Here is a 23,510-nt window from a genome sequence, read left to right as displayed (position 1 = left end):
GGATTTTTATTGATTCCTGACGATCAAAAATTTGGTTTCATTGATAAAAGGATTCGCCAATGGCGTTTCATTTTTTTTGCTGTCATAAAGAGTTACATTTTTGATGCTGGAAAGCGTATTGCAGATGATTATAAACCCCTGCCCTTTTTTTATGTTTGCTGTAAACTTTTTGCCATCTGAATAAGAAATGGACACGCCTGTATATTTTTCATTTTTATCCTTGAATGTACCGAATATTACCGTATTGTTATCATAATTGACTTTATTTAAAATAGTATCGGTGTATGAAGGCTTTAATCCCGATGCTGACTTGAAAACGAAATATCCCTGTGAATCCTTGTTTATCATAAGAAGATCCAAAACAGGCTCTTTACCTTTTTTGCTGTATTCCGCCAAAGATAGATTTTCCATATTTGAAAGTTTAATCCCTATTACTTTTGCATCTGCAGCGGAATTTATCTTTTTATAGTAATTTCGGACTGCTTTTTTAATCTGATATTCATTGCCGAGCGAACAACCTGATAATAATAAGAATACAAAAATAAAAAGTAAAAGTAAATAAATCAGCTTTTTCAATTAGTTCACTTCTTTCATATTTTATTTATAAAATTAGACTATTCAGATAAATATTTCTACGAGTTTATAATAACTCCTGCAAAAGTTATTAATATTATGTAAAAAAAATATAAAAATGATTTGTTATTTTAGTGAACATTTAAGGTCTATGGTGTAAAATAGTATTAATCAAACAGTTAAGGTGATAAAAATGTATAAAATGCTCATATCTGCTATTGCTATAATTTTAATATCTTTTCAGAGTGTGGCTGCCGGCAGCACAGGTATATTATGTATTGGGGCGGATATAAAAAGTCAGGAAAAGGACCGGATATATAAAGAACTCAATATAAATGCAAATGCTGCATGTGTTACACTGGACCACAAAGAGGAAAAAAATTATCTGCCGGGGGTTTCCTCACAGAGTATAAATTCAAAGGCGTCTGTATGCTCGTATGTTGTAAATAATAATTCCGAAGGTCTGAGGGTTTATACAAAAAATATTGCATATGTCACCCCTGAGATGATAGCAAGCAGCATGATTACTGCGGGCATAAAGGATGTTGATTTAAAAGTCATATCACCTTATAGTATATCGGGTAGCACAGCGGTGATATCAATAATAAAAGCCTATGAAAAACTTGAAGGCAGCGATATTTCAAAAGATGTAAAAATAGCTGCTGCAGAAGAACTTGTATTTATGGGGGATTTAGGGCAGAAGATAGGCATGCAAAAATCGCTTCAGTTTACGAATGAAATAAAAAAAGCGGTTGTTAAAGATAAAACGGCTGATATTAATGCCATAAAGAAAATAATTTCTAATAATGAAAAAAGATTTAATATATCATTAGATGACATGGAGAAGAAAAGCATTATATCGATTATGGACAGGGTTAGAAAATCCGATTTAAGCGAGAATCAGATTGCGGCCCAGCAAAAAAATTTTTCCACATATTTCAATGATTTTTCTGAGACTACAGTGAAAACAGGTTTTCTCAGGACGATAATTCACAGGCTTCTTTATTTTTTGAAGGAAGTTTCTATGTATTTTACTAAAAAATAGATGGTATAATAATAGATAATCCATGCCGGGATGCATCTCTTTCATTGAGCAATATAACGGGGGTGTACAAACGTTATTCAAATATAAAATATGCACTTATATAACGTGAAGTCGTGGCAGTTTTAAAAAATTTCATTTGATAAAGTTTTAAGTGTGACTTTTAGGGAAAGGATGATATTAAAATGGGAATTAAAATATTTAATACTCTTACAAAATCTAAGGAGGACTTTCATACATTAAACCCGGGGAAAGTTTTAATGTATGTGTGCGGGCCAACGGTATATGATTATTTCCATATCGGGAATGCAAGGACATTTATCTCATTTGATACGATAAGAAGATATCTTGAATACAGGGGATACAATGTGAGATATGTACAGAATTTTACAGACATAGATGACAGGATGATCAAAAGGGCAAATGAAAGCAATATAACCGTAAGGGAGCTTGGCGATAGGTTTATCCGGGAATATTTCAAAGACGCAGATGCTTTAGGGATAGAGAGGGCGACAGTGCATCCAAGGGCTACGGAAAATATTGATGATATTATAAAATTTATCAAGGACCTTGAAGATAAAGGTTATGCTTATAATGTGGATGGAGATGTATATTTTAATGCGAGAAAGTTTAGCGGTTACGGAAAGCTTTCGCATCAAAAGCTTGATGATCTTGAGGCCGGAGCAAGGATTGAAATAAATGAGAAAAAATTAGATCCCATGGACTTTGCGTTATGGAAAAAGCAAAAACAAGGCGAACCGGCATGGGATAGCCCATGGGGAAAGGGAAGGCCGGGGTGGCATATCGAGTGCTCTACCATGGCTTCAAAGTATTTGGGAAATACGATAGATATACATGGAGGCGGAGCCGATCTCGTATTTCCACACCATGAAAATGAGATCGCCCAGAGCGAAGCTAGGACCGGGAAGCCTTTTGCAAGATACTGGATGCATAGCGCTTTTGTAAACATAAATAATCAAAAAATGTCAAAATCGCTGAACAATTTCTTTACCGCAAGGGAAGTACTTCAAAAATATAGTATGGAAGTAATAAGGCTGTTCATGTTATCGGGACATTACAGGACGCCTTTGAACTTTAATGTCGAGCTTTTGGAGCAGGCAAAATCTGCCCTTGATAGGTTATACAATTCAGTACAAAACCTCGAGTATCTCCTTGATTATGCTCCTGATAGTGAATTGAATCCCGATGAGCAAAAGTTTTATGACAGCCTCGATTCATACAGGGATAGATTTATAAATGTAATGGACGATGACTTTAATACGGCTGATGGCCTTTCGGTATTATTCGATCTCGTAAGAGAAGTAAATACGAATATCAAGCCCGATTCACCTAAAAAGTCTATCGAAAAGTCTATCAGCATGATAAGAGAGCTTGGAAAACCATTTGTACTGCTGCAAAAGACATATGGCGGAGAACTTGATGAAGAGATATTAAAACTTATCCGGCAAAGGCAGACAGCAAGGAAAGATAAGGATTGGGCGCTTGCAGACAAAATAAGGGATGAACTTAAAGAAAAGGGCGTTGAAATACAGGATACTCAAAAGGGAGTAAAAGTACTTGTCGATAATAAAGGTACAAAAAAGGTTTATACTGTTTAAAACGGCTGTGATATACTATGCTGTTATTTGGAAAAGAGAAGATTGATGTTTAAAAATATGATGCAAAATTTAAAAGATATAAATGATATGCCGGATGAAAAGATAAATATGTTAAATCCTCTGGTGCTTGCTTATATCGGCGATTCAGTATATGAATTGTATATAAGGACCTCCATGCTTGCAGATAATACTGAGTCGAATGTTCATAAACTTCATATACTGTCGATAAAATATGTGAAGGCACATGCACAATTTGAGACTCTTCACAGGATACAGGATATACTGACGGAGGAGGAACTGAACATTGTAAGGAGAGGCCGAAATTCGAAATCGGGATTTGTACCCAAAAATGCCGACGTATGCGAATACAGAAATGCTACAGGATTTGAAGCACTTTTGGGATATATGTATTTAAAGGGTGACATAAAGAGGCTGATGGATATTTTAAATTGTTCTATGGCAGAAAAGAAAAGTGACGAAGGGGTGCATTAACACTATTCTTCAACTATAAAAAATGCACCCGTAACAAAGATAAGAGATAAACAGATTTAAGATTGGAATTAAATAGTTTTTTGTGACGGGGGGATACAGTTGGAAACGGCGTTGAAAGTCGAGTTGCTGCAATACACACCTGAACCTGAAAAATTGGTATCAGCGGCTGCAAAACTGTGCTACAGCAGTTCAGGGATAGATACAATCATGGGGAATCTGAGCCCAGATAACGTAGAAAAATTTATTGAAATGCTTATGAACTTAGGACATGAATCCCCGATCGAACATGTTGATTTTACATTTGCGGCGGAAGGAGTGAGTAGAGCCCTTACACATCAGCTTGTAAGGCACAGGATAGGCTGCTCTTATTCGCAGCAATCTCAAAGGTATGTTAGTCTAAAACAATTTAAATATATTATTCCCCCTAAAATCGAACATATACCGGAGGCAAAGCAGAGATTTCTGCAGGCAATGGAAAGCGATCAGAAATATTACGATGAACTGGTAGGAATGTTATATAAGGGGAATTATGAAAAGTTGATCCTCGAAGGCATAGATCAAAAAAAAGCTAAAGTCCAGGCTGAAAAAATATCTCTTGAAGACGCAAGATATGTACTGCCGAATGCCTGCGAGACAAAGATCATGTTTACCATGAATGCAAGGGCGTTATATAATTTTTTCCATCTCAGGTGCTGCAACAGGGCACAGTGGGAAATAAAAAATCTTGCAGACGAAATGTTGAGGCAGGTAAAAAAGGTTGCGCCCCTGCTTTTTAAAAATGCGGGGCCTTCTTGTTTTAGGGGAAATTGCCCGGAAGGAAAGATGAGCTGCGGTAAAATGGCGGAAGTCAGGGAGAGATACTTAAATATTTAGCGAATATAGTGTCCAGAAAACATAAGTTTATGTTGCGCTTTTAAAATATAAAATATGCGTCCGTTTCAGGCTTTAGAACTTACAAAACTTGAATCTGGCGAATGAGCGTTCAAAATAACATAAGATAAAATTACGAATCGGAGTTAGACATAAGGCAGGTGCTCATATGGAAAGAAAAGATGGAAGCAAAAAACATGAGAAATATGATAATAAGGATAATATAAGAAATCAAGAATGCATGGTAATTTCTAACAATTCCCCGGGTAATACAGTAACGGATCGATATTGTGATGAAACAACAAAAATAGAAGGCAGAAATCCTGTTATAGAAGCGCTTAAATCAGGAAGGACAATAGAAAAGATATATGTTTCAAAGGGTTCTTATGAAGGTTCCATAAGGCAAATAATTTCCATGGCAAGGGAGGGGAATATGCCTATTTTGGAAATTGATAGAGCCAAAATGGATTTTATGTCTGAAACAAAGAATCATCAGGGAGTAATTGCAATAGCTTCACCGTATAAATATTCCGATGTAGATGAAATACTGGAATATGCTGAAGAAAAGCATGAACCCCCATTTATCGTAATATTAGATGAGATTTGTGATCCGCACAATTTAGGGTCGATTCTTAGAACGGCAGATGCCTGTGGCGTCCATGGAGTGATAATACCAAAACGCAGGGCTGTCGGTCTTACCCCTGCGGTTGCAAAGACTTCTGCCGGTGCGGTGGAATATGTAAAGGTTGCAAAAGTTACAAATGTGACTTCCACTATCAGACTCCTGAAAAAAAAAGGCGTATGGATTGTCGGAGCGGATATGGATGGTAAACGAGCATATTTTGAAGCAGACCTTAAAGGCCCGATTGCGCTTGTAATCGGAAATGAAGGTACTGGGATAGGAAGGTTAGTAAAGGAGAATTGCGACTTTTTAGTCGACCTGCCTATGAGAGGAAAAATAGCATCACTCAATGCGTCGGTTGCAGCTGGAATTTTGATGTATGAGGTATTGAGGCAAAGAATTTATAAGAGATAAGGTGGAGGCTTTGACCAGGTGTTTGATTGTTGACGGGTATAATATTATTAATTCCTGGCCTGAACTGATAAATGAGCAAAAAATCAGCTTAGAAGGCTCAAGGCAGAAACTGCTTGAGTTTTTAGAAGATTACAGAGCGTATAAAGGCATAAAGGTCATAGTTGTTTTCGACGCCCATATGGTTAAGGGGAGCATGGAAAAGCATGAAAATTTCGGGAAGATCGAGGTAGTGTATACTAAGGAAAATCAAACTGCAGACTCATATATCGAAAAGCTTGCCGATCAGGTGGGGAGCATGTTTAATATACAGGTTGCAACTTCCGACTGGCTTGAACAACAGGTCGTGCTGGGGAGAGGAGCCTCGAGGATTTCTGCAAGAGAGTTAAGATATGAAGTAATGCATTCAAGAAAAAAGATGACAGAAAAATACAGACTCAAAAATTCCGATAAAAAACATACCCTTGAAAACAGATTGGATTTGGATGTGAGGGAAAAACTTGATAAATTAAGGCGTCAGAGGTAATTTGCCTTGACTTTAAATTTGTTAATAATGTATAATAAGTCTATGAGATTGACCTACTTAAGTGTACTGGAGGCGGTGTTTTTGAAGCATTATGCTAAAGCCCAGCAGTACGAGCCGAAGAATTTCGATAGTATGTCGGATGAGGAAATTGCCCGCCTTGCTAAAAATGGGAATATAAAGGCTCAGGAATACTTAATCAATAAATATAAGAATTTTGTAAGGGCTAAAGCGCGTTCTTATTTTCTTATCGGAGCGGATAAGGAAGATATCGTACAGGAAGGCATGATAGGGCTCTATAAGGCAATACGTGATTTCAGGCAGGATAAGCTTTCATCTTTTCGGGCTTTTGCTGAATTGTGCATAACGCGGCAAATAATAACTGCTATAAAGACTGCAACCAGACAAAAACATATTCCATTGAATTCTTATGTATCGCTTAATAAACCAATATATGATGAAGATTCAGATAGAACTTTGCTTGATATATTATCCGGCACGAAAATATCCGATCCGGAGGAGCTGATTATAAGCAGAGAAGAATTTGTTAATATAGAATCGAAAATTGGAGAAGTCCTTAGCAGTCTGGAATGGGAAGTTCTTAAATCATATTTAGACGGCAAGTCCTATCAGGAAATTGCCTGTGATTTGGACAGGCATGCCAAATCCATTGATAATGCGCTGCAGCGTGTTAAGAGGAAACTTGAAAAGTATTTAAAGGTACGCGATGCATAATCGATTCTTCTCCAGCCAGCCTGAGGAACTTGTCTAAATCTTGAATCTGGGATGAGTGTTCAAAATAACATAAGCTAGCTCAGATTACGAAGCGTACAAATCTCTTGACATAGAGTTTAAAGGATAGTAAAATATTATATCGTAAAACAATATTGCGGGTATAGCTCAATGGCAGAGTACCGGCTTCCCAAGCCGGTGATGCGGGTCCGATTCCCGTTACCCGCTCCATGCGCTCATGTAGCTCAGTTGGCAGAGTGCGTCCTTGGTAAGGACGAGGTCACCGGTTCAATCCCGGTCATGAGCTCCACACGAATAAAGCGTGGTTGCATTTATTGTTTACTGATGAAACATAATAGTTTCATATAAAATCTAATATTTATAATGCAGGCAGGACACTACCACATATTTATGGATACTCTGATATTGCAGAATAAGTATTTCAGCCGGATGAGTGAGTGTTCAATTAATATTATTTTATAGTGTCCCCCAACCTTATAAGGAGGAATTAAGGTATGGCAAAGGCACATTATGAAAGGACTAAGCCTCATGTCAATATTGGGACAATAGGCCACGTTGATCATGGTAAGACTACTTTGACAGCTGCTATAACTTATGTTTTAGCAAAATCGGGTAGAGCACAGGCAACAAAATATGACGAAATCGATAAGGCCCCTGAGGAAAAAGCAAGAGGAATAACAATAAACACGGCTCATGTTGAGTATGAGACTGATAAAAGGCACTACGCCCATGTTGACTGCCCGGGACATGCAGATTATATAAAGAACATGATTACCGGAGCGGCACAAATGGATGGTGCGATACTTGTGGTATCAGCAGCAGATGGACCCATGCCGCAGACAAGGGAGCACATACTTTTAGCGAGGCAGGTTGGAGTACCATACATCATAGTATTTCTTAACAAATCGGATATGGTAGATGATCCGGAGCTTATCGAACTAGTGGAGATGGAAGTAAGGGATTTGCTGAATGAATATGGTTTTCCAGGGGATAAGACACCGATAATCGTAGGTTCAGCATTAAAAGCGTTGGAGAACCCGGATGATCCGAAATGGACGAAACCCATATATGATTTATTGGATGCAATAGATTCATATATACCGACGCCGAAGAGGGAAACCGACAAGCCGTTCCTGATGCCAGTAGAGGATGTATTTACAATTACAGGACGTGGGACAGTAGCAACAGGAAGAGTTGAGAGAGGGACATTAAAAGTCGGCGACGAAGTAGAGGTAGTAGGACTGAAGAGTGAGAAGCTAAAGTCAGTTGTAACAGGGGTTGAGATGTTCAGGAAGACTTTGGACCAGGCGCAGGCAGGGGACAATATCGGAGCTTTGCTGAGAGGCATTGACAGGGAGCAGATAGAAAGAGGTCAGGTACTGGCAAAGCCGGGTACAGTTCATCCGCACATGCATTACAAAGGCCAGGTATATGTGCTTAAGAAAGAAGAGGGAGGAAGACACACCCCATTTTTTAACGGATACAGGCCGCAGTTTTATTTCAGGACAACAGATGTTACAGGCACGATAAAGTTACCTGAAGGAGTAGAGATGGTTATGCCTGGAGATCATATCACGATGGAAGTTGAACTGATCACACCCATAGCTATGGAAGAAGGATTAAGGTTTGCTATCCGTGAAGGCGGACATACGGTTGGAGCGGGAGTCGTTTCCGAAATCCTTGATAAATAGTTAGACTGAATATAAAAAAGAAGGTTTGACCTTCTTTTTTTATCTTTACATACTTTGCGGTAAAAATTAAATTTTTGTTGATTTTTTTATTGTTTTCAGTTAAAATAATGTAGTATTGACGTATTGTGCTTTCGGTGAAATTTTTATACATTTGAATAAAATTTTCTATAGTGGATAGACAATACCTAGGAGGTGCTGGCGGTGAGAGTTAAAATAACATTAGCATGTTCGGAATGCAAACAAAGAAATTACAATACTACAAAGAATAAAAAGAACGATCCCGATAGGCTGGAGTTGAACAAATACTGCAGATTCTGCAGGAAGCATACACTTCACAAAGAAACAAAGTAAACCTGAGAAACAATATATAATTTTGGTATTAAATTATATATTATGAGGATGTGAAATATTATGGCTTTTGAAGCTAATAATACCAGGTCTGGGGAAAAACAACATAGAAAGGCTGCCCCGGTAAGATGGTTAAAAAGCATATGGAACTTCATTGTTGACAGCAAAAATGAGATGAAGAGGATAACATGGCCTGAGAAAAAGGACGTTTATAAATCTACAGAGGTTGTAATATCGACGGTAATAATATTAACATTATTCGTATTGTTGCTTGATTCGATATTTGGTCGCAGTTTGAATTATTTTATTAATGCAATAAAATAGTAAGAGGGATTATTAATATGGATGGAAACGGAAACGAAAAGTGGTATGTAGTTCATACTTATTCAGGTTATGAGAATAAAGTAAAGGCAAATCTCGAAAAAACTGTAGAAAATAGGAATATTCATGATTTAATTAAGGATGTACAGGTGCCTGTAGAGGAGACCGTTGAAATCAAAAATGGTAAAAAAAGGGCTGTACAAAGGAAAACGTATCCCGGGTATGTTCTCGTAAAGATGGTAATGAATGATGATTCCTGGTATGTGGTCAGGAATACGAGGGGAGTAACGGGATTTGTAGGACCCGGTTCAAAACCTGTACCTTTATCGGAAGCAGAAGTGCGTTCAATGGGAATATCTCAGCCGCTTACAACGATTGATGTGACCGTAGGCGAAAATGTCAAAGTAGTTTCCGGACCATTTGAGAATTTTGTAGCGCTGGTTAAGGAAATTAATAATGAAAAGAAAAAAGTAAAGGCATATGTAAATATGTTCGGCCGAGATACTCTTGTAGAGTTTGACTTTGAACAGGTTCAAAAAATTGAATAGCTTTTTCGGGTTATTTGTTAAGGAGGTGTAAGTTAAATGGCTAAAAAGGTAGTTGGGATGGTGAAACTTCAGATTCCAGCAGGCAAGGCAACTCCTGCACCACCGGTAGGTCCGGCTCTTGGACAGCATGGCGTTAATATCATGGGCTTTTGCAAGGAATTTAATGCTAAGACTGCAAATCAGGCAGGACTGATAATTCCCGTGGTGATCACGATTTTCGCTGACAGATCTTTCAGCTTCATATTAAAGACTCCGCCGGCGGCAGTTCTGATTAAAAGAGCATGCGGAATCGAAAGCGGCTCCGGAGTTCCCAATAAAACAAAAGTTGCAAAATTATCCAAGGAAAAATTAAAGGAAATTGCACAGATGAAAATGCCCGATCTTAATGCTGCAACAGTAGAAGCTGCTATGAGTATGGTAGCCGGAACAGCAAGAAGCATGGGCGTAGAAGTGGAAAAATAAAAGTCATATAGGTGGGAGGCTTAGGCCGTCAATACCACAAGGAGGTATATATCATGAAAAGGGGTAAGAATTACCAGGATAGTGTAAAACTTATCGATAAAGCAGTGTTATATTCGCCAGATGAAGCTATAGATCTTATCGAAAAAACTTCAAAGGCTAAGTTTGACGAAACGATTGAACTTGCAGCAAGGCTTGGAGTGGATCCGAGGCATGCTGATCAGCAAGTAAGGGGGACAGTTGTCCTTCCACATGGAACAGGTAAAGTTGTTAGAGTGTTAGTATTTGCAAAGGGTGAAAAAGCAAAAGAAGCACAGGATGCCGGTGCCGATTATGTAGGTGCCGAGGAGCTTGCACAGAAAATTCAAAAGGAAAATTGGTTCGACTTTGATGTTGTTGTTGCTACCCCGGATATGATGAGCGTCGTCGGAAGACTGGGGAGGATATTAGGCCCGAAAGGACTTATGCCGAATCCAAAATCGGGAACCGTTACATTTGATATAACAAAAGCGTTATCGGATATTAAAGCCGGTAAAGTTGAGTACAGGGTAGACAAAACGAGCATTATCCATGTTCCGATCGGAAAAAAATCCTTTGGAAAGGATAAACTCCATGAAAATTTCAAAGCTTTGATGGAAGCTATTATCAAGGCGAAACCCGCTTCTTCAAAGGGACAGTATTTGAGGAGTGTTGTATTATCAAGTACAATGGGACCGGGGATTAAGGTTAATCCTGCAAGAGTGCTTGAATAGATACAGATATTTTTTATGAAAAATCACATAAATGACCGCAGACAGCAGGTGCTGTAAGCTTAAACATGCCTGCCGAGGTTGGAATTCAGGTAGAATATTAGGCCTCTTCCTTTCTCGGGAGAGGTTTTTATAATATGCTGTGGTCGTTATAAGGAGGTGGACGGAAAAATGGCAGTAAAAGAGGAAAAAAAGGCTGTAGTCCAGAATATCAAGGAAAAGTTTGACAAAGCCCAAACAGTAGTATTTGCAGATTACAGAGGGCTGACGGTTCAAGAGGATACTGAACTGAGGCGTAAATTCAGAGAAGCAGGAGTTGAATACAAGGTACTTAAAAATACTTTGACATCCATTGCCGCAAAAGAAGCCGGAGCTCCTGATATAAATAAATTTTTATCGGGACCCACATCTTTCGCTTTTGGATATGATGATCTCATAGAGCCTGCCAGGGTATTAAGAAATTTTATAAAAGAGCATAAAAAAATGGAGATAAAGGGTGCCATAGTCAAGGGGAAGATATATGATGCGGATAAGGTCAATGAGCTTGCAGCTATACCGCCAAGGGAAGTATTAATAGCAAAACTCCTTGGCAGTTTCAAAGCACCATTATCAAAATTCGCTTATCTCGTAAATGCAATTAAAGAGCAAAAAGAAGCACAAAATAATGAATAAATTCGGAGGTGTAAAATAAATGACAGTTCAGGAAATTATAGAAGCAATAAAAGGAATGACTGTATTGGAGTTAAATGATTTAGTAAAAGCTGCTGAGGAGGAATTCGGTGTCAGCGCGGCAGCGCCGGTGGCAGCGGCTCCAGGAGGAGCGGCGGCAGCACCAGCTGAAGAGAAGACAGAGTTTGATGTTGTACTTACAGCTATAGGAGATCAAAAGATTAAGGTTATTAAGACTGTAAGGGAAATAACAGGACTTGGATTAAAACAGGCAAAGGACCTCGTTGATGCAGCTCCCAAGGCGGTAAAAGAAGGAGTAGCAAAAGAGGAAGCTGAAGAGATCCAGAAGAAACTGACTGATGTCGGAGCAACAGTTGAATTAAAATAATATGTTAAGAACCCTCTTTAAAAAACTAAAGAGGGTTCTTAATTTAAGCACATTTCGATTCGATAATATTATATCAAACAAAAATGCACTTTTCATATATATAAATTTTCCTTTTTATGTTGACACTGGTATTGCATTATGTTATTATTATTAATTGCATTGAATAATAGAATAGGATACATAATAGGGTATTTTACTCATTTACAGTAAATTTTATGGAATATTTTTGATAATTTTTGGGAATATTATATAGATAACGTAAAAAAAGTTAATTTCCCCCAAAAGTGTAATTCCCGATATTTTTATGCTTTTGGACATTTTTAATAAGGGGTGAATATTAATGATACATCCTGTTCAGGTAGGCAGAAGGACGCGAATGAGTTTTTCCAAGATTCATGAAGTGCTGGATATGCCCAATTTAATTGAAGTTCAGCTGAATTCCTATAAATGGTTCTTGGATGAGGGTTTGAAAGAAGTATTTGATGATGTTAATCCCATACAGGATTATACAGGTAACCTTGTACTTGAGTTTATTGATTATTCCCTTGACATGGATAATATAAAATATTCAGTTGAGGAATGCAAAGAAAGAGATACTACTTATGCTGCACCGCTAAAAGTAAAAGTAAGGCTTATAAATAAAGAAACCGGCGAAGTTAAAGAGCAGGAAGTGTTTATGGGTGATTTCCCTTTAATGACCGAACAAGGTACGTTTATCATAAACGGAGCAGAAAGAGTTATAGTAAGCCAGCTCGTCAGATCACCTGGTGTGTATTATGCGGAAAGCGTCGATAAATCAGGCAAGAATCTTTATTCGGCCACATTGATCCCGAACCGCGGTGCCTGGCTTGAATACGAAACCGATTCAAATGATGTATTGTCGGTTCGTATTGACAGGACAAGAAAACTTCCTATAACTGTATTTATAAGGGCACTGGGTATTGGCACAGATGCAGAAATATTCCAGATGTTCGGGGAAGATGAAAGACTTAAAGCGACGATTGAAAAAGATAATACCAAAACAAAAGATGAGGGTTTAGTTGAAGTTTATAAAAGGTTAAGACCTGGGGAGCCACCAACCGTTGAAAGTTCGATGTCGCTTCTCGATTCGCTGTTTTTTGATCCCAGAAGATATGACCTTTCAAAGGTAGGAAGGTATAAATTCAATAAAAAATTGGCATTATATTCAAGAATAATGGGTCATATTGCCGCTGAGGATGTCGTCGATCCGAATACTGGCGAGATAATTGCTGATGCAGATAAAAAGATAGACAGAGAAACTGCAATGAAAATACAGAATGCAGGCATAAACGATGTATTTGTGCTTGTAGATGGCAAAAAAATAAAAGTAACAGGAAACCATTTTGTCGATGTACATAAACAGAATATTAAATACAGAATAGACGATCTCAACATCAAAGAAATGGTATATTATCCTGTTCTTAAAGAAATATTGGAATCTTCATCATCGGAAGATGATTTTAGAAGTGCTGTAAAATCAAGGATGGGCGAATTAGTGCCAAAGCATATTATAAAATCCGATATCTTTGCATCTATAAATTATAATCTGGGTTTGCAGTTTGGAATAGGGCTTACAGATGATATCGACCATCTTGGTAACAGAAGGTTAAGATCCGTTGGAGAGCTTTTGCAGAATCAGTTTAGGATAGGTTTGTCAAGGATGGAGAGGGTAGTCAAAGAAAGAATGACTATTCAAGATCTGGATGTTGTAACTCCTCAGGCTCTTGTCAATATAAGGCCTGTCGCAGCGGCGATTAAGGAGTTTTTCGGAAGTTCCCAGTTGTCGCAATTTATGGATCAGACCAACCCCCTTTCAGAGCTTACTCATAAGAGAAGGCTTTCCGCACTGGGACCCGGCGGACTATCGAGAGAAAGGGCAGGTTTTGAAGTGAGGGATGTCCATCACTCCCATTATGGCCGCATGTGCCCGATAGAGACTCCTGAAGGACCTAATATCGGTCTTATAGGTTCTCTTTCAACTTATGCCAGGGTTAATGAATACGGATTTATCGAGGCACCTTATAGAAAAGTCGATAAATCCAGGGGTATTGTTACAAATGATGTGGTTTATCTAACGGCTGATGAGGAAGATGAATATGTAATTGCACAGGCCAATGAGCCCCTCGATGAGGAAGGAAGGTTCGTCGATAAAAGAGTTACTGCAAGGTCGAAAGAAGATATAATTGTTGTACCGAATACAGAAGTTGATCTCATGGATGTTTCGCCAAAGCAGGTTGTGTCTGTTGCCACAGCGATGATACCTTTCCTTGAAAATGACGATGCGAACCGTGCACTTATGGGTTCAAATATGCAGCGTCAGGCTGTGCCACTTATCAAAACATCGGCGCCACTTGTTGGAACCGGTATTGAATACAGGGCTGCAAGAGACTCAGGGATTATACCTCTTGCCAAAAACGACGGAGTGGTCGTTAAGGTAAGCGCAGATGAAATAAAAATAAAAAGAGATTCCGATGGCGGAATCGATGTGTATAAATTATTGAAATTCAAACGTTCAAATCAAGGTACTACAATAAACCAAAGGCCTATTGTAGATAGGGGACAGGTTGTTAAAAAAGGCGATGTCGTAGCGGATGGCCCTTCTACAGATATGGGTGAAATAGCTCTGGGAAAGAATATACTTATGGGTTTTATGACCTGGGAAGGTTACAATTATGAAGACGCTATGCTGATCTCCGAAGAGTTAGTTAAAAAGGATGTATTTACCTCGATCCATATAGAGGAGTACGAGGCTGAAGCCAGGGATACAAAACTCGGTCCTGAGGAAATAACAAGAGATATTCCGAATGTTGGCGATGAAGCATTAAAGGATCTGGATGACAGGGGAATTATAAGAATAGGAGCCGAGGTAAGAGCAGGAGATATATTAGTTGGTAAAGTTACTCCAAAAGGTGAAACGGAACTTACGGCTGAGGAGAGGCTGCTTCGCGCAATATTCGGCGAAAAGGCAAGAGAAGTCAGGGATACATCTCTCAGGGTTCCTCACGGCGAGGCCGGGATAATAGTCGATGTCAAGGTATTCACCAGAGAAAACGGAGATGAATTGCCGCCAGGTGTTAACGAACTTGTAAGATGTTATATAGCCCAGAAAAGGAAAATATCAGTAGGCGACAAAATGGCAGGCAGACATGGCAACAAGGGTGTTATTTCAAGAGTGCTTCCTGAAGAAGATATGCCTTTTTTACCGGACGGAAGGCCTCTTCAAATTGTTTTGAATCCTCTTGGTGTTCCGTCACGTATGAATATAGGTCAGGTACTTGAAGTTCACTTAGGGTATGCGGCTGCAAAATTAGGATGGCATGTTGCAACGCCGGTATTTGATGGTGCCAATGAGAAAGATATTATTCAGCTTCTTGAAAAGTCAGGGCTAAATAAAAATGGTAAAATCATACTTCGTGATGGCAGAACAGGTGAAATTTTTGACAATCCGATAACTGTAGGTTATATGTATATATTAAAGCTTGCACATCTTGTTGACGACAAGATACATGCAAGGTCAACCGGTCCGTATTCACTCGTAACCCAGCAGCCGTTAGGTGGTAAAGCCCAATTTGGAGGGCAAAGGTTCGGTGAAATGGAGGTATGGGCTCTTGAAGCTTATGGCGCAGCCCATACGCTGCAGGAAATACTGACGGTTAAATCGGACGATGTGGTCGGCCGTGTTAAGACTTATGAAGCTATAGTAAAAGGTGAAAACATTCCTGAGCCTGGGGTGCCTGAGTCATTCAAGGTATTGATTAAAGAGCTTCAGTCGCTCTGTCTGGATGTAAAGGTTTTATCAGATGATAAAAAGGAAATTGCCATTAAAGAATCAATCGATGACGATACCGATGATCTTGATGTAAATATCGAGGGAAGGGAAGATTATGTTCCTTCCGAAGATAATACTACAGGAGGCGGTGAGCCTGAATCCGAAGACAATGAAGACGAGGACGAAGATTTTGATTTAAATATCGATGACTTTAATATCCCGGGAGTGATTGAGGAAGACGGAACTCCCCATACTGATGATAATCCGGGACCGGATTCGGATGACAATTATGAAGATAATGATTTAAATGATAATCTTGATGATGACAAATAACAAGGATGAAGGGAGGACTTCCCATTGTATGAACTAAATTTTTTTGATTCTATGCAAATAGGCCTTGCCTCTCCTGAAAAGATCAGGGAATGGTCAAAAGGTGAGGTAAAAAAACCTGAAACGATAAATTATAGGACATTAAAACCTGAAAAAGACGGTCTTTTCTGTGAAAGGATATTTGGTCCAACGAAGGACTGGGAGTGTCATTGCGGTAAATATAAAAGAATTAGATATAAGGGTATCGTATGCGATAGGTGCGGAGTTGAAGTAACAAAATCCAAGGTAAGGCGTGAAAGAATGGGGCATATTGAACTTGCCGCTCCGGTTTCGCATATATGGTATTTTAAAGGCATACCGTCCAGAATGGGGCTTATGCTGGATATGTCTCCAAGAGCATTGGAAAAGGTTTTATATTTTGCTGCATATGTGGTTATTGATCCTGGAACTACTCCGCTTATGAAAAAACAGATATTGACTGACAAAGATTACAGAGAATCCCAGGAAAAATATGGAGCAAACAGCTTTACTGCAGGTATGGGTGCAGAGTCTATAAAAACGCTTTTGAAAGAGATAGATCTTGATAAATTGTCCAAGGAGCTTCGAGGCGATCTGAAGACAAATTCCGGTCAGAAAAGGGTCAGGACTATAAAAAGATTAGAGGTTGTCGAAGCTTTCAGAAAATCAGGCAACAGGCCTGAATGGATGATACTTGATGTAGTACCCGTAATACCTCCTGATTTGAGGCCTATGGTGCAGCTTGATGGAGGAAGGTTTGCTACATCGGATCTGAATGATCTTTACAGAAGGGTTATAAACAGAAATAATAGATTGAAGAGGCTTTTGGATCTGCAGGCGCCTGATATAATTGTCAGGAACGAAAAAAGAATGCTGCAGGAGGCTGTGGATGCCCTGATAGATAACGGCAGAAGAGGGAGACCTGTAACGGGTCCTGGAAACAGGCCGCTAAAATCTCTATCGGATATGCTGAAAGGAAAGCAAGGCAGATTCAGGCAGAACCTTCTTGGAAAACGTGTTGACTATTCAGGCCGTTCAGTAATAGTTGTGGGTCCTGAGTTAAAGATGTATCAATGCGGACTTCCCAAGGAAATGGCGCTTGAATTGTTTAAACCTTTTGTAATGAAGAAACTTGTGGAAGAGGGATATGCGCATAACATAAAAAGTGCAAAAAGGATGGTTGAAAGAGTAAAATCAGAGGTATGGGATGTGCTGGAAGAAGTAATAAAGGATCATCCGGTACTTTTAAACCGTGCACCTACACTTCACAGGCTTGGGATTCAGGCGTTTCAGCCGGTTTTAGTCGAAGGAAGAGCCATAAAGCTTCATCCCCTCGCATGCACTGCGTACAATGCGGATTTTGATGGAGACCAGATGGCCGTCCATGTTCCGTTGTCTGTCGAAGCTCAGGCTGAAGCCAGATTTCTAATGCTTGCGGCGAATAATATATTAAAGCCTCAGGATGGAAAGCCTGTTGTTGTTCCAACACAGGATATGGTACTGGGTTCTTATTATCTTACTATAGATAGGAAAGGTGAACCCGGTGAAGGCAGAATATTTTCAAATTCTGATGAAGCTATCATGGCTTATAGCGTAAAACAAATAGGGCTGCATGCTGCAATAAAAGTTAGAATGGTAAAAGAGTATAACGGTAAAAAATATTCAAATATTATAGATACGACTCCGGGAAAAATAATATTCAATGAAGCAATACCGCAGGACTTGGGATTTATAGATAGAAGCATAGAGGATAACATTTGCAAGCTGGAAATAGACTTTTTAGTTGATAAGAAAGCCCTCGGCAGGATTATTGACAAATGTTATAAGGCCCATGGGCCTACAAATACAGCTATAATGCTGGATAAAGTTAAGGCCGCAGGTTATCACTATTCGACTATTGGAGCTTGTACGGTTTCAGTTTCAGATATGATTATACCTGAGGAAAAGACAAAATTATTGTCACAGACCGATGCCGATATAGATAAAATAGAAAAAATGTTTAGAAGAGGGCTTATATCGGGAGAAGAAAGATACGAAAAGGTTATTTCCGAGTGGACAGAAACAACGGATAAAATTACTAGTGCATTGATGCACAACCTTGATCAGTTCAATCCTATATATATGATGGCAAATTCAGGGGCCAGAGGTTCGAAGAATCAGATAAGGCAGCTCTGCGGAATGCGTGGGCTGATGGCGAACCCATCAGGGAAGATAATAGAACTTCCAATCAGAGCCAGCTTCCGTGAAGGCCTGAACGTGCTGGAATACTTTATTTCTACGCATGGCGCAAGAAAGGGACTTGCAGATACCGCACTAAGGACGGCGGATTCAGGATACCTTACAAGAAGGCTTGTAGATATAAGCCAGGATGTCATTATAAGGGAAGAAGACTGCGGAACAGACCAGGGTGAATGGGTAGAGGATATCAAGGAAGGCAATGAGATAATCGAAAGTTTTAGAGATAGGATTATAGGAAGGTATACTGCAGCGGATATAGTTGATCCAAATACCGGAGAGGTTATTATTCCAAGAAATGAATTTGTCACAGAAGCTCTGGCTGGTAAAGTTGTAAAGGCAGGAGTGGAGAAGGCATATATAAGGAGCGTAACAACCTGCAGGTGCCGTTATGGTATCTGTGCAAAATGTTATGGCGCAGACTTAGCTACAGGAGGGAAGGTAAATATAGGCGAGGCCGTAGGTATAGTCGCAGCTCAGGCCATAGGCGAGCCCGGCACACAGCTTACGATGAGAACGTTCCATACCGGAGGAGTTGCAGGTGCTGATATAACGCAAGGTCTTCCAAGGGTTGAGGAGTTATTTGAGGCAAGGAAGCCAAAGGGACTTGCAACGATTACGGAAATTCCGGGAACAGTTAAGATAAATGAAACAAAGAAGAAAAGGGAAGTTATAGTAACCAACGATAATGGGGAGTCAAAAACATATACGATACCTTATGGTTCAAGGCTTAAGGTATCGGATGGTTCTGTAGTTCAAGCAGGAGATGAATTGACTGAAGGCTCGGTAAATCCTCATGACATACTCTCTATTAAGGGCGTTGATGCTGTAAGAGCTTATCTTCTTACGGAAGTCCAGAAGGTATACAGACTTCAAGGTGTTGAGATAAATGATAAACATGTTGAGATTATCATAAGAAATATGATGAGAAAAGTAAAAGTTGATGATCCGGGTGATACTGATTTGCTTTCCGGAGGATTAGTCGATATATTTGAATTCGAGGATGAGAATAAGAGGGTTGAATCCCTTGGACTGAAAAAGGCGACGGGCAAAATTGCTCTTCTTGGGATAACAAAGGCCTCTTTAGCCACGGATTCTTTCCTTTCCGCGGCATCATTCCAGGAAACGACGAGAGTTCTAACAGATGCGGCAATCAAGGGAAAGATTGATCCCCTAATAGGGCTAAAAGAAAATGTAATAATCGGAAAACTGATACCAGCAGGTACCGGAATGTCAAGATACAGGGCAATCAATGTTCATCCCGCAGAAGATAATCCAGCACAAGATATTCAAAAGTAACATTTTTGATATTGACATATGCTGTATATGATGCTAAAATACACAATGTGTGATTTTTTGTAATATAACAGCAAAACCTCCCGTAAGGAAGGTTTTGCTGTTATAAGGTATATCTTCAATCCCGGATAGTTTTTCTTTGGTATATATGAAAATTAGTTTATATTATATTAAGGAAGGGAGGATTGATGAGTATGAAATTACAGGGGAAAAAAGTTGTAGGCGTTAAGCAGACGGCAAAGATAATAAAACAGGGCAATGCAAAAATTGTTTACATAGCAGAGGATGCCGAAGATAGAGTGACAAAACCGGTGGAGGAGTTATGCAAACAAAATAATATAGAAATGATACACGTTAAGACAATGAAAGAACTGGGCAGTTTATGTGGCATCGATATCGGTGCTGCTACGGCAGCATTGATAAGGGAATAACATTTGAAAGGAGGTGTGCAAATGCCGACAATTAATCAGTTAGTTAGAAGAGGTAGGAAAAAAGTGACTAAAAAAGCTACTGCTCCCGCACTTAAAGAATGCCCTCAAAAAAGAGGCGTATGTACAGTTGTAAAAACCATGACTCCCAAAAAGCCAAATTCTGCATTAAGAAAGGTAGCAAGAGTAAGGCTTACGAATGGTATTGAAGGGACCTGTTATATACCTGGAATAGGGCATAATCTTCAGGAACACTCCGTCGTATTGATAAGAGGCGGAAGGGTAAAGGATCTTCCTGGAATAAGGTATCATATCGTAAGAGGCACTCTGGATACAGCCGGAGTCGCAGACAGAAAGCAGGGTAGATCCAAGTATGGTGCAAAAAAACCTAAGAAATAGCATATCATAACCAGGGTGTTATGATATAGAGGTGCTTTTGTGCGGAGCAAGTTTATATATATATTATATTTTGCGGATGTACAGAGCACTGGCGGCAGATAATGCCGAGTACCGATGATGTAAAATTAATATTAAGGAGGGAAGACAAGTGCCAAGAAAAGGATTTGTTTCAAAGAGAGATGTATTGCCTGATCCTGTCTATAATAATAAAGTTGTTTCGAAATTGATAAATAACATTATGAAGGACGGGAAGAAGGGTGTTGCCCAAAAAGTATGTTATGGTGCTTTTGACATCGTAAAGGAAAAAACGGGAAAAGAGCCTATTGAAGTTTTTGAAGCAGCAATGAATAATGTTATGCCTATACTTGAGGTAAAGGCAAGACGTATAGGGGGCGCTACTTATCAGGTCCCGATAGAAGTAAGACCGGATAGAAAGCAGACGCTTGGTATCAGGTGGTTGCTTGATGCTGCAAGAAAACGCGGGGATAAATACATGAGAAATAAATTGGCATCTGAGATTATAGATGCTTCAAACAATACCGGAAATGCGGTTAAGAAAAGGGAAGAAACTCATAAGATGGCTGAAGCTAACAAGGCATTTGCACATTACAGATGGTAAAAATACTCAATTTAAGTCGTATGAATTGCACTATTTTTGTGCGAAGGCTAATAGCTTTTGTTGGACTTTTGAGAACTATAACGGCGATTAAAGCTAGGAAGGAGGAATACTGTGCCTAGGCAGATTCCATTAAATAAAGTTAGAAATATAGGGATAATGGCTCATATAGATGCAGGAAAAACTACAACAACAGAAAGGATTCTTTTTTATACCGGAAAGACTCATAAAATGGGTGAGGTGCATGATGGAACGGCTACCATGGACTGGATGGCGGAGGAGCAGGAGCGTGGGATAACCATAACTTCGGCAGCTACAACAGCCCATTGGAAAGGTTATAATATAAACATTATAGACACGCCGGGGCACGTAGACTTCACAGTTGAAGTAGAAAGATCACTTCGTGTTCTCGATGGTTCAGTGGCAGTCTTCTGTGCTAAAGGCGGGGTCGAACCTCAATCTGAAACAGTATGGCGTCAGGCCGATAAGTATGATGTGCCGCGTATTTCATTTGTAAATAAAATGGATATAATGGGAGCCGATTTCTTTAATGCTGTAAAGATGATGAAGGATAGGCTTCATGCAAATGCGGTTCCGGTACAGATCCCTATAGGGAAGGAAGATACATTTAAGGGTGTAGTTGATTTAATAAGAAACGATGCGATTATATATATTGACGACCTTGGAACCAAAAGTGAAGAAACTGCAATACCTGATGATTTAAAAGCTATTGCGAAGGAATATAGAAATAAGCTTTTAGAGGCCGTCTCTGATTTTGATGAAGACATCATGGAGAAATATCTTGATGGTGAAGAAATTACGGAAGATGAAATAAGGAAGGCTATAAGATATGCTACGATAAACGGTAAGATGTCACCCGTTCTATGCGGTTCAGCTTATAGAAATAAAGGAGTCCAGCCTTTACTGGATGCGATTATATATTATTTACCTTCGCCTGTCGATATACCACCTGTAAAGGGAATCGATCCGGATACTCAGGAGGAAGTAGATATTCCGGCTGATGATGACGAACCGTTCTCAGCTCTGGCATTCAAGATTGTGTCGGATCCGTATGTTGGTAAACTTGCATATTTTAGAGTATATTCCGGTGCTGTACAGGCGGGTTCTTATATTTACAATTCCACAAAGAATAAGAGAGAGAGATTGGGACGCATACTCAGGATGCATGCAAACCATAGAGAGGATATAACTGAGGTAAGGACGGGAGATATTGTTGCTGCTGTAGGACTGAAAGAGACGACTACCGGCGACACATTATGTTCCGAGGAAAAACCGATACTGCTTGAATCGATGGAATTTCCTGAACCCGTTATCAGGGTTGCGATAGAGCCAAAGACTAAAGCAGACCAGGAAAAGATGGGCATTGCCTTGTCTAAACTGGCAGAGGAAGATCCGACGTTCAAAACATATACCGATAAAGAAACAGGGCAGACAATAATTGCGGGTATGGGAGAACTACATTTGGAGATAATTGTAGATAGATTGATGAGAGAATTTAAGGTAGAGGCGAATGTAGGTAAGCCCCAGGTTGCATATAAAGAGACTATCAGAAAGCATGTTAAAGTTGAAGGAAAGTTTATAAGGCAGACGGGCGGACATGGACAATACGGCCATGTTTGGCTGGAACTGGAACCCAAGGATAGGGGAGCAGGCTATGAATTCGAAAATAAGATAGTCGGCGGTGTGATTCCTAAAGAATATATTCCTGCAGTTGACAATGGTATTCAAAGTGCAATGGAAAGTGGAATAATTGCCGGATATCCCGTAATCGATGTAAAAGCTTCACTTGTCGATGGATCATTCCATGAAGTAGACTCGTCGGAAATGGCATTTAAGATAGCTGGATCCATGGCATTTAAAGAAGGAATGCGAAAAGCGGATCCTGTGCTTGTAGAGCCTATAATGAAAGTTGAAGTAACGGTGCCTGAAGAATATATGGGCGATGTTATCGGCGATTTGAATTCAAGAAGAGGCAGAATAGAAGGTATGGAGTCACGAGCAGGAGCTCAGATTATAAGAGGTTTTGTTCCTCTTGCTGAGATGTTTGGATATGCTACTGCATTGAGATCCAGAACTCAGGGCAGAGGGATTTATTCTATGGAATTCGATCATTACGAAGAAGTGCCGAAAAATATCGCAGATAAAATTGTCGGCGATAAATAGACTAACCCTATGGGTTGGGATAAACAGGTTTTAAACCTGCTAAATGTTATTTTTGGATTATAGCGAAGTGGTTAAAAACATTTCCTCAAATTTAAACTGCAAAGCAGGTTAAATTAATTAAATATATTAAAATAAA

The 23,510-nt window shown here is 39.4% G+C and carries 22 protein-coding genes, 2 tRNA genes and 1 other annotated feature; of the genes, 23 read left to right on the top strand and 1 reads right to left on the bottom strand.

The features are described 5' to 3' along the window. Positions 1-6: 6 nt before the first annotated feature. The gene (locus QME45_00990; protein MDI6617234.1) at positions 7-576 is read right to left on the bottom strand and encodes a hypothetical protein; all 570 of its coding nucleotides are present in this window, start codon (positions 574-576) and stop codon (positions 7-9) included. Positions 577-766: 190 nt separating this feature from the next. On the opposite strand from QME45_00990, the gene QME45_00985 reads away from it, so the two are divergent. The 23 genes from QME45_00985 to fusA all read left to right on the top strand — a co-directional run bounded on the left by QME45_00985 (position 767) and on the right by fusA (position 23,374). Beyond that, positions 767-1,618: a DUF1002 domain-containing protein gene (locus tag QME45_00985; GenBank protein ID MDI6617233.1), complete on the top strand. Its 852-nt coding sequence runs from the start codon at positions 767-769 to the stop codon at positions 1,616-1,618. Between the two features lie 188 nt (positions 1,619-1,806). After that, positions 1,807-3,234, top strand: a complete 1,428-nt coding sequence (gene cysS / locus QME45_00980; protein ID MDI6617232.1) for a cysteine--tRNA ligase — start codon at positions 1,807-1,809, stop codon at positions 3,232-3,234. Positions 3,235-3,279: 45 nt separating this feature from the next. Continuing rightward, the gene (locus QME45_00975) at positions 3,280-3,726 is read left to right on the top strand and encodes a ribonuclease III domain-containing protein (protein ID MDI6617231.1); all 447 of its coding nucleotides are present in this window, start codon (positions 3,280-3,282) and stop codon (positions 3,724-3,726) included. A 99-nt stretch (positions 3,727-3,825) separates the two neighbouring features. Then, positions 3,826-4,599, top strand: coding sequence for an FAD-dependent thymidylate synthase (gene thyX / locus QME45_00970; GenBank protein ID MDI6617230.1), 774 nt, complete (start codon positions 3,826-3,828; stop codon positions 4,597-4,599). Between the two features lie 166 nt (positions 4,600-4,765). After that, positions 4,766-5,632: a 23S rRNA (guanosine(2251)-2'-O)-methyltransferase RlmB gene (rlmB, locus tag QME45_00965; GenBank protein ID MDI6617229.1), complete on the top strand. Its 867-nt coding sequence runs from the start codon at positions 4,766-4,768 to the stop codon at positions 5,630-5,632. Positions 5,633-5,642: 10 nt separating this feature from the next. After that, positions 5,643-6,155, top strand: a complete 513-nt coding sequence (locus QME45_00960; GenBank protein ID MDI6617228.1) for an NYN domain-containing protein — start codon at positions 5,643-5,645, stop codon at positions 6,153-6,155. 81 nt (positions 6,156-6,236) lie between these two features. Continuing rightward, complete coding sequence (sigH, locus tag QME45_00955; GenBank protein MDI6617227.1) at positions 6,237-6,887, top strand: RNA polymerase sporulation sigma factor SigH; 651 nt, start codon at positions 6,237-6,239, stop codon at positions 6,885-6,887. Positions 6,888-7,041: 154 nt separating this feature from the next. Then, positions 7,042-7,115 (top strand) — tRNA-Gly (locus tag QME45_00950). 3 nt (positions 7,116-7,118) lie between these two features. Next, a tRNA-Thr gene (locus QME45_00945) sits at positions 7,119-7,194 on the top strand. Positions 7,195-7,399: 205 nt separating this feature from the next. Further along, a complete protein-coding gene (gene tuf / locus QME45_00940) occupies positions 7,400-8,596 on the top strand; it encodes an elongation factor Tu (GenBank protein MDI6617226.1) in 1,197 nt (398 codons plus the stop codon). Positions 8,597-8,797: 201 nt separating this feature from the next. Continuing rightward, positions 8,798-8,947, top strand: a complete 150-nt coding sequence (rpmG, locus tag QME45_00935) for a 50S ribosomal protein L33 (protein ID MDI6617225.1) — start codon at positions 8,798-8,800, stop codon at positions 8,945-8,947. Between the two features lie 60 nt (positions 8,948-9,007). Then, on the top strand, positions 9,008-9,268 hold the full coding sequence (secE, locus tag QME45_00930) for a preprotein translocase subunit SecE (GenBank protein ID MDI6617224.1): 261 nt from the start codon (positions 9,008-9,010) through the stop codon (positions 9,266-9,268). A 17-nt stretch (positions 9,269-9,285) separates the two neighbouring features. After that, on the top strand, positions 9,286-9,813 hold the full coding sequence (gene nusG, locus QME45_00925; protein MDI6617223.1) for a transcription termination/antitermination protein NusG: 528 nt from the start codon (positions 9,286-9,288) through the stop codon (positions 9,811-9,813). A gap of 36 nt (positions 9,814-9,849) precedes the next feature. Further along, positions 9,850-10,275, top strand: coding sequence for a 50S ribosomal protein L11 (gene rplK, locus QME45_00920; protein MDI6617222.1), 426 nt, complete (start codon positions 9,850-9,852; stop codon positions 10,273-10,275). Between the two features lie 53 nt (positions 10,276-10,328). After that, positions 10,329-11,024 carry a 50S ribosomal protein L1 gene (gene rplA / locus QME45_00915; GenBank protein MDI6617221.1) on the top strand — a complete coding sequence of 232 codons (696 nt, stop codon included), beginning with the start codon at positions 10,329-10,331 and terminating at the stop codon, positions 11,022-11,024. A 17-nt stretch (positions 11,025-11,041) separates the two neighbouring features. Further along, positions 11,042-11,163: a sequence feature (ribosomal protein L10 leader region), on the top strand. 29 nt (positions 11,164-11,192) lie between these two features. Further along, positions 11,193-11,693, top strand: a complete 501-nt coding sequence (rplJ, locus tag QME45_00910; protein ID MDI6617220.1) for a 50S ribosomal protein L10 — start codon at positions 11,193-11,195, stop codon at positions 11,691-11,693. Positions 11,694-11,712: 19 nt separating this feature from the next. Continuing rightward, positions 11,713-12,078, top strand: coding sequence for a 50S ribosomal protein L7/L12 (gene rplL / locus QME45_00905; GenBank protein ID MDI6617219.1), 366 nt, complete (start codon positions 11,713-11,715; stop codon positions 12,076-12,078). A gap of 340 nt (positions 12,079-12,418) precedes the next feature. Next, positions 12,419-16,201 carry a DNA-directed RNA polymerase subunit beta gene (locus QME45_00900; protein ID MDI6617218.1) on the top strand — a complete coding sequence of 1,261 codons (3,783 nt, stop codon included), beginning with the start codon at positions 12,419-12,421 and terminating at the stop codon, positions 16,199-16,201. 24 nt (positions 16,202-16,225) lie between these two features. After that, on the top strand, positions 16,226-19,750 hold the full coding sequence (gene rpoC, locus QME45_00895) for a DNA-directed RNA polymerase subunit beta' (protein MDI6617217.1): 3,525 nt from the start codon (positions 16,226-16,228) through the stop codon (positions 19,748-19,750). Positions 19,751-19,935: 185 nt separating this feature from the next. After that, positions 19,936-20,178, top strand: coding sequence for a ribosomal L7Ae/L30e/S12e/Gadd45 family protein (locus QME45_00890; GenBank protein MDI6617216.1), 243 nt, complete (start codon positions 19,936-19,938; stop codon positions 20,176-20,178). 21 nt (positions 20,179-20,199) lie between these two features. Continuing rightward, the gene (gene rpsL / locus QME45_00885; protein ID MDI6617215.1) at positions 20,200-20,574 is read left to right on the top strand and encodes a 30S ribosomal protein S12; all 375 of its coding nucleotides are present in this window, start codon (positions 20,200-20,202) and stop codon (positions 20,572-20,574) included. Between the two features lie 148 nt (positions 20,575-20,722). Beyond that, the gene (gene rpsG / locus QME45_00880) at positions 20,723-21,193 is read left to right on the top strand and encodes a 30S ribosomal protein S7 (protein ID MDI6617214.1); all 471 of its coding nucleotides are present in this window, start codon (positions 20,723-20,725) and stop codon (positions 21,191-21,193) included. 111 nt (positions 21,194-21,304) lie between these two features. Further along, the gene (gene fusA / locus QME45_00875) at positions 21,305-23,374 is read left to right on the top strand and encodes an elongation factor G (GenBank protein ID MDI6617213.1); all 2,070 of its coding nucleotides are present in this window, start codon (positions 21,305-21,307) and stop codon (positions 23,372-23,374) included. Positions 23,375-23,510: the final 136 nt, after the last annotated feature.

Source organism: Clostridiales bacterium (assembly GCA_030016385.1).
Classification (GTDB): domain Bacteria; phylum Bacillota; class Clostridia; order Clostridiales; family Oxobacteraceae; genus JASEJN01.
The sequence above is the reverse complement of the archived record's forward strand: the minus strand, read 5'-3'. Positions and strand labels throughout refer to the sequence as shown.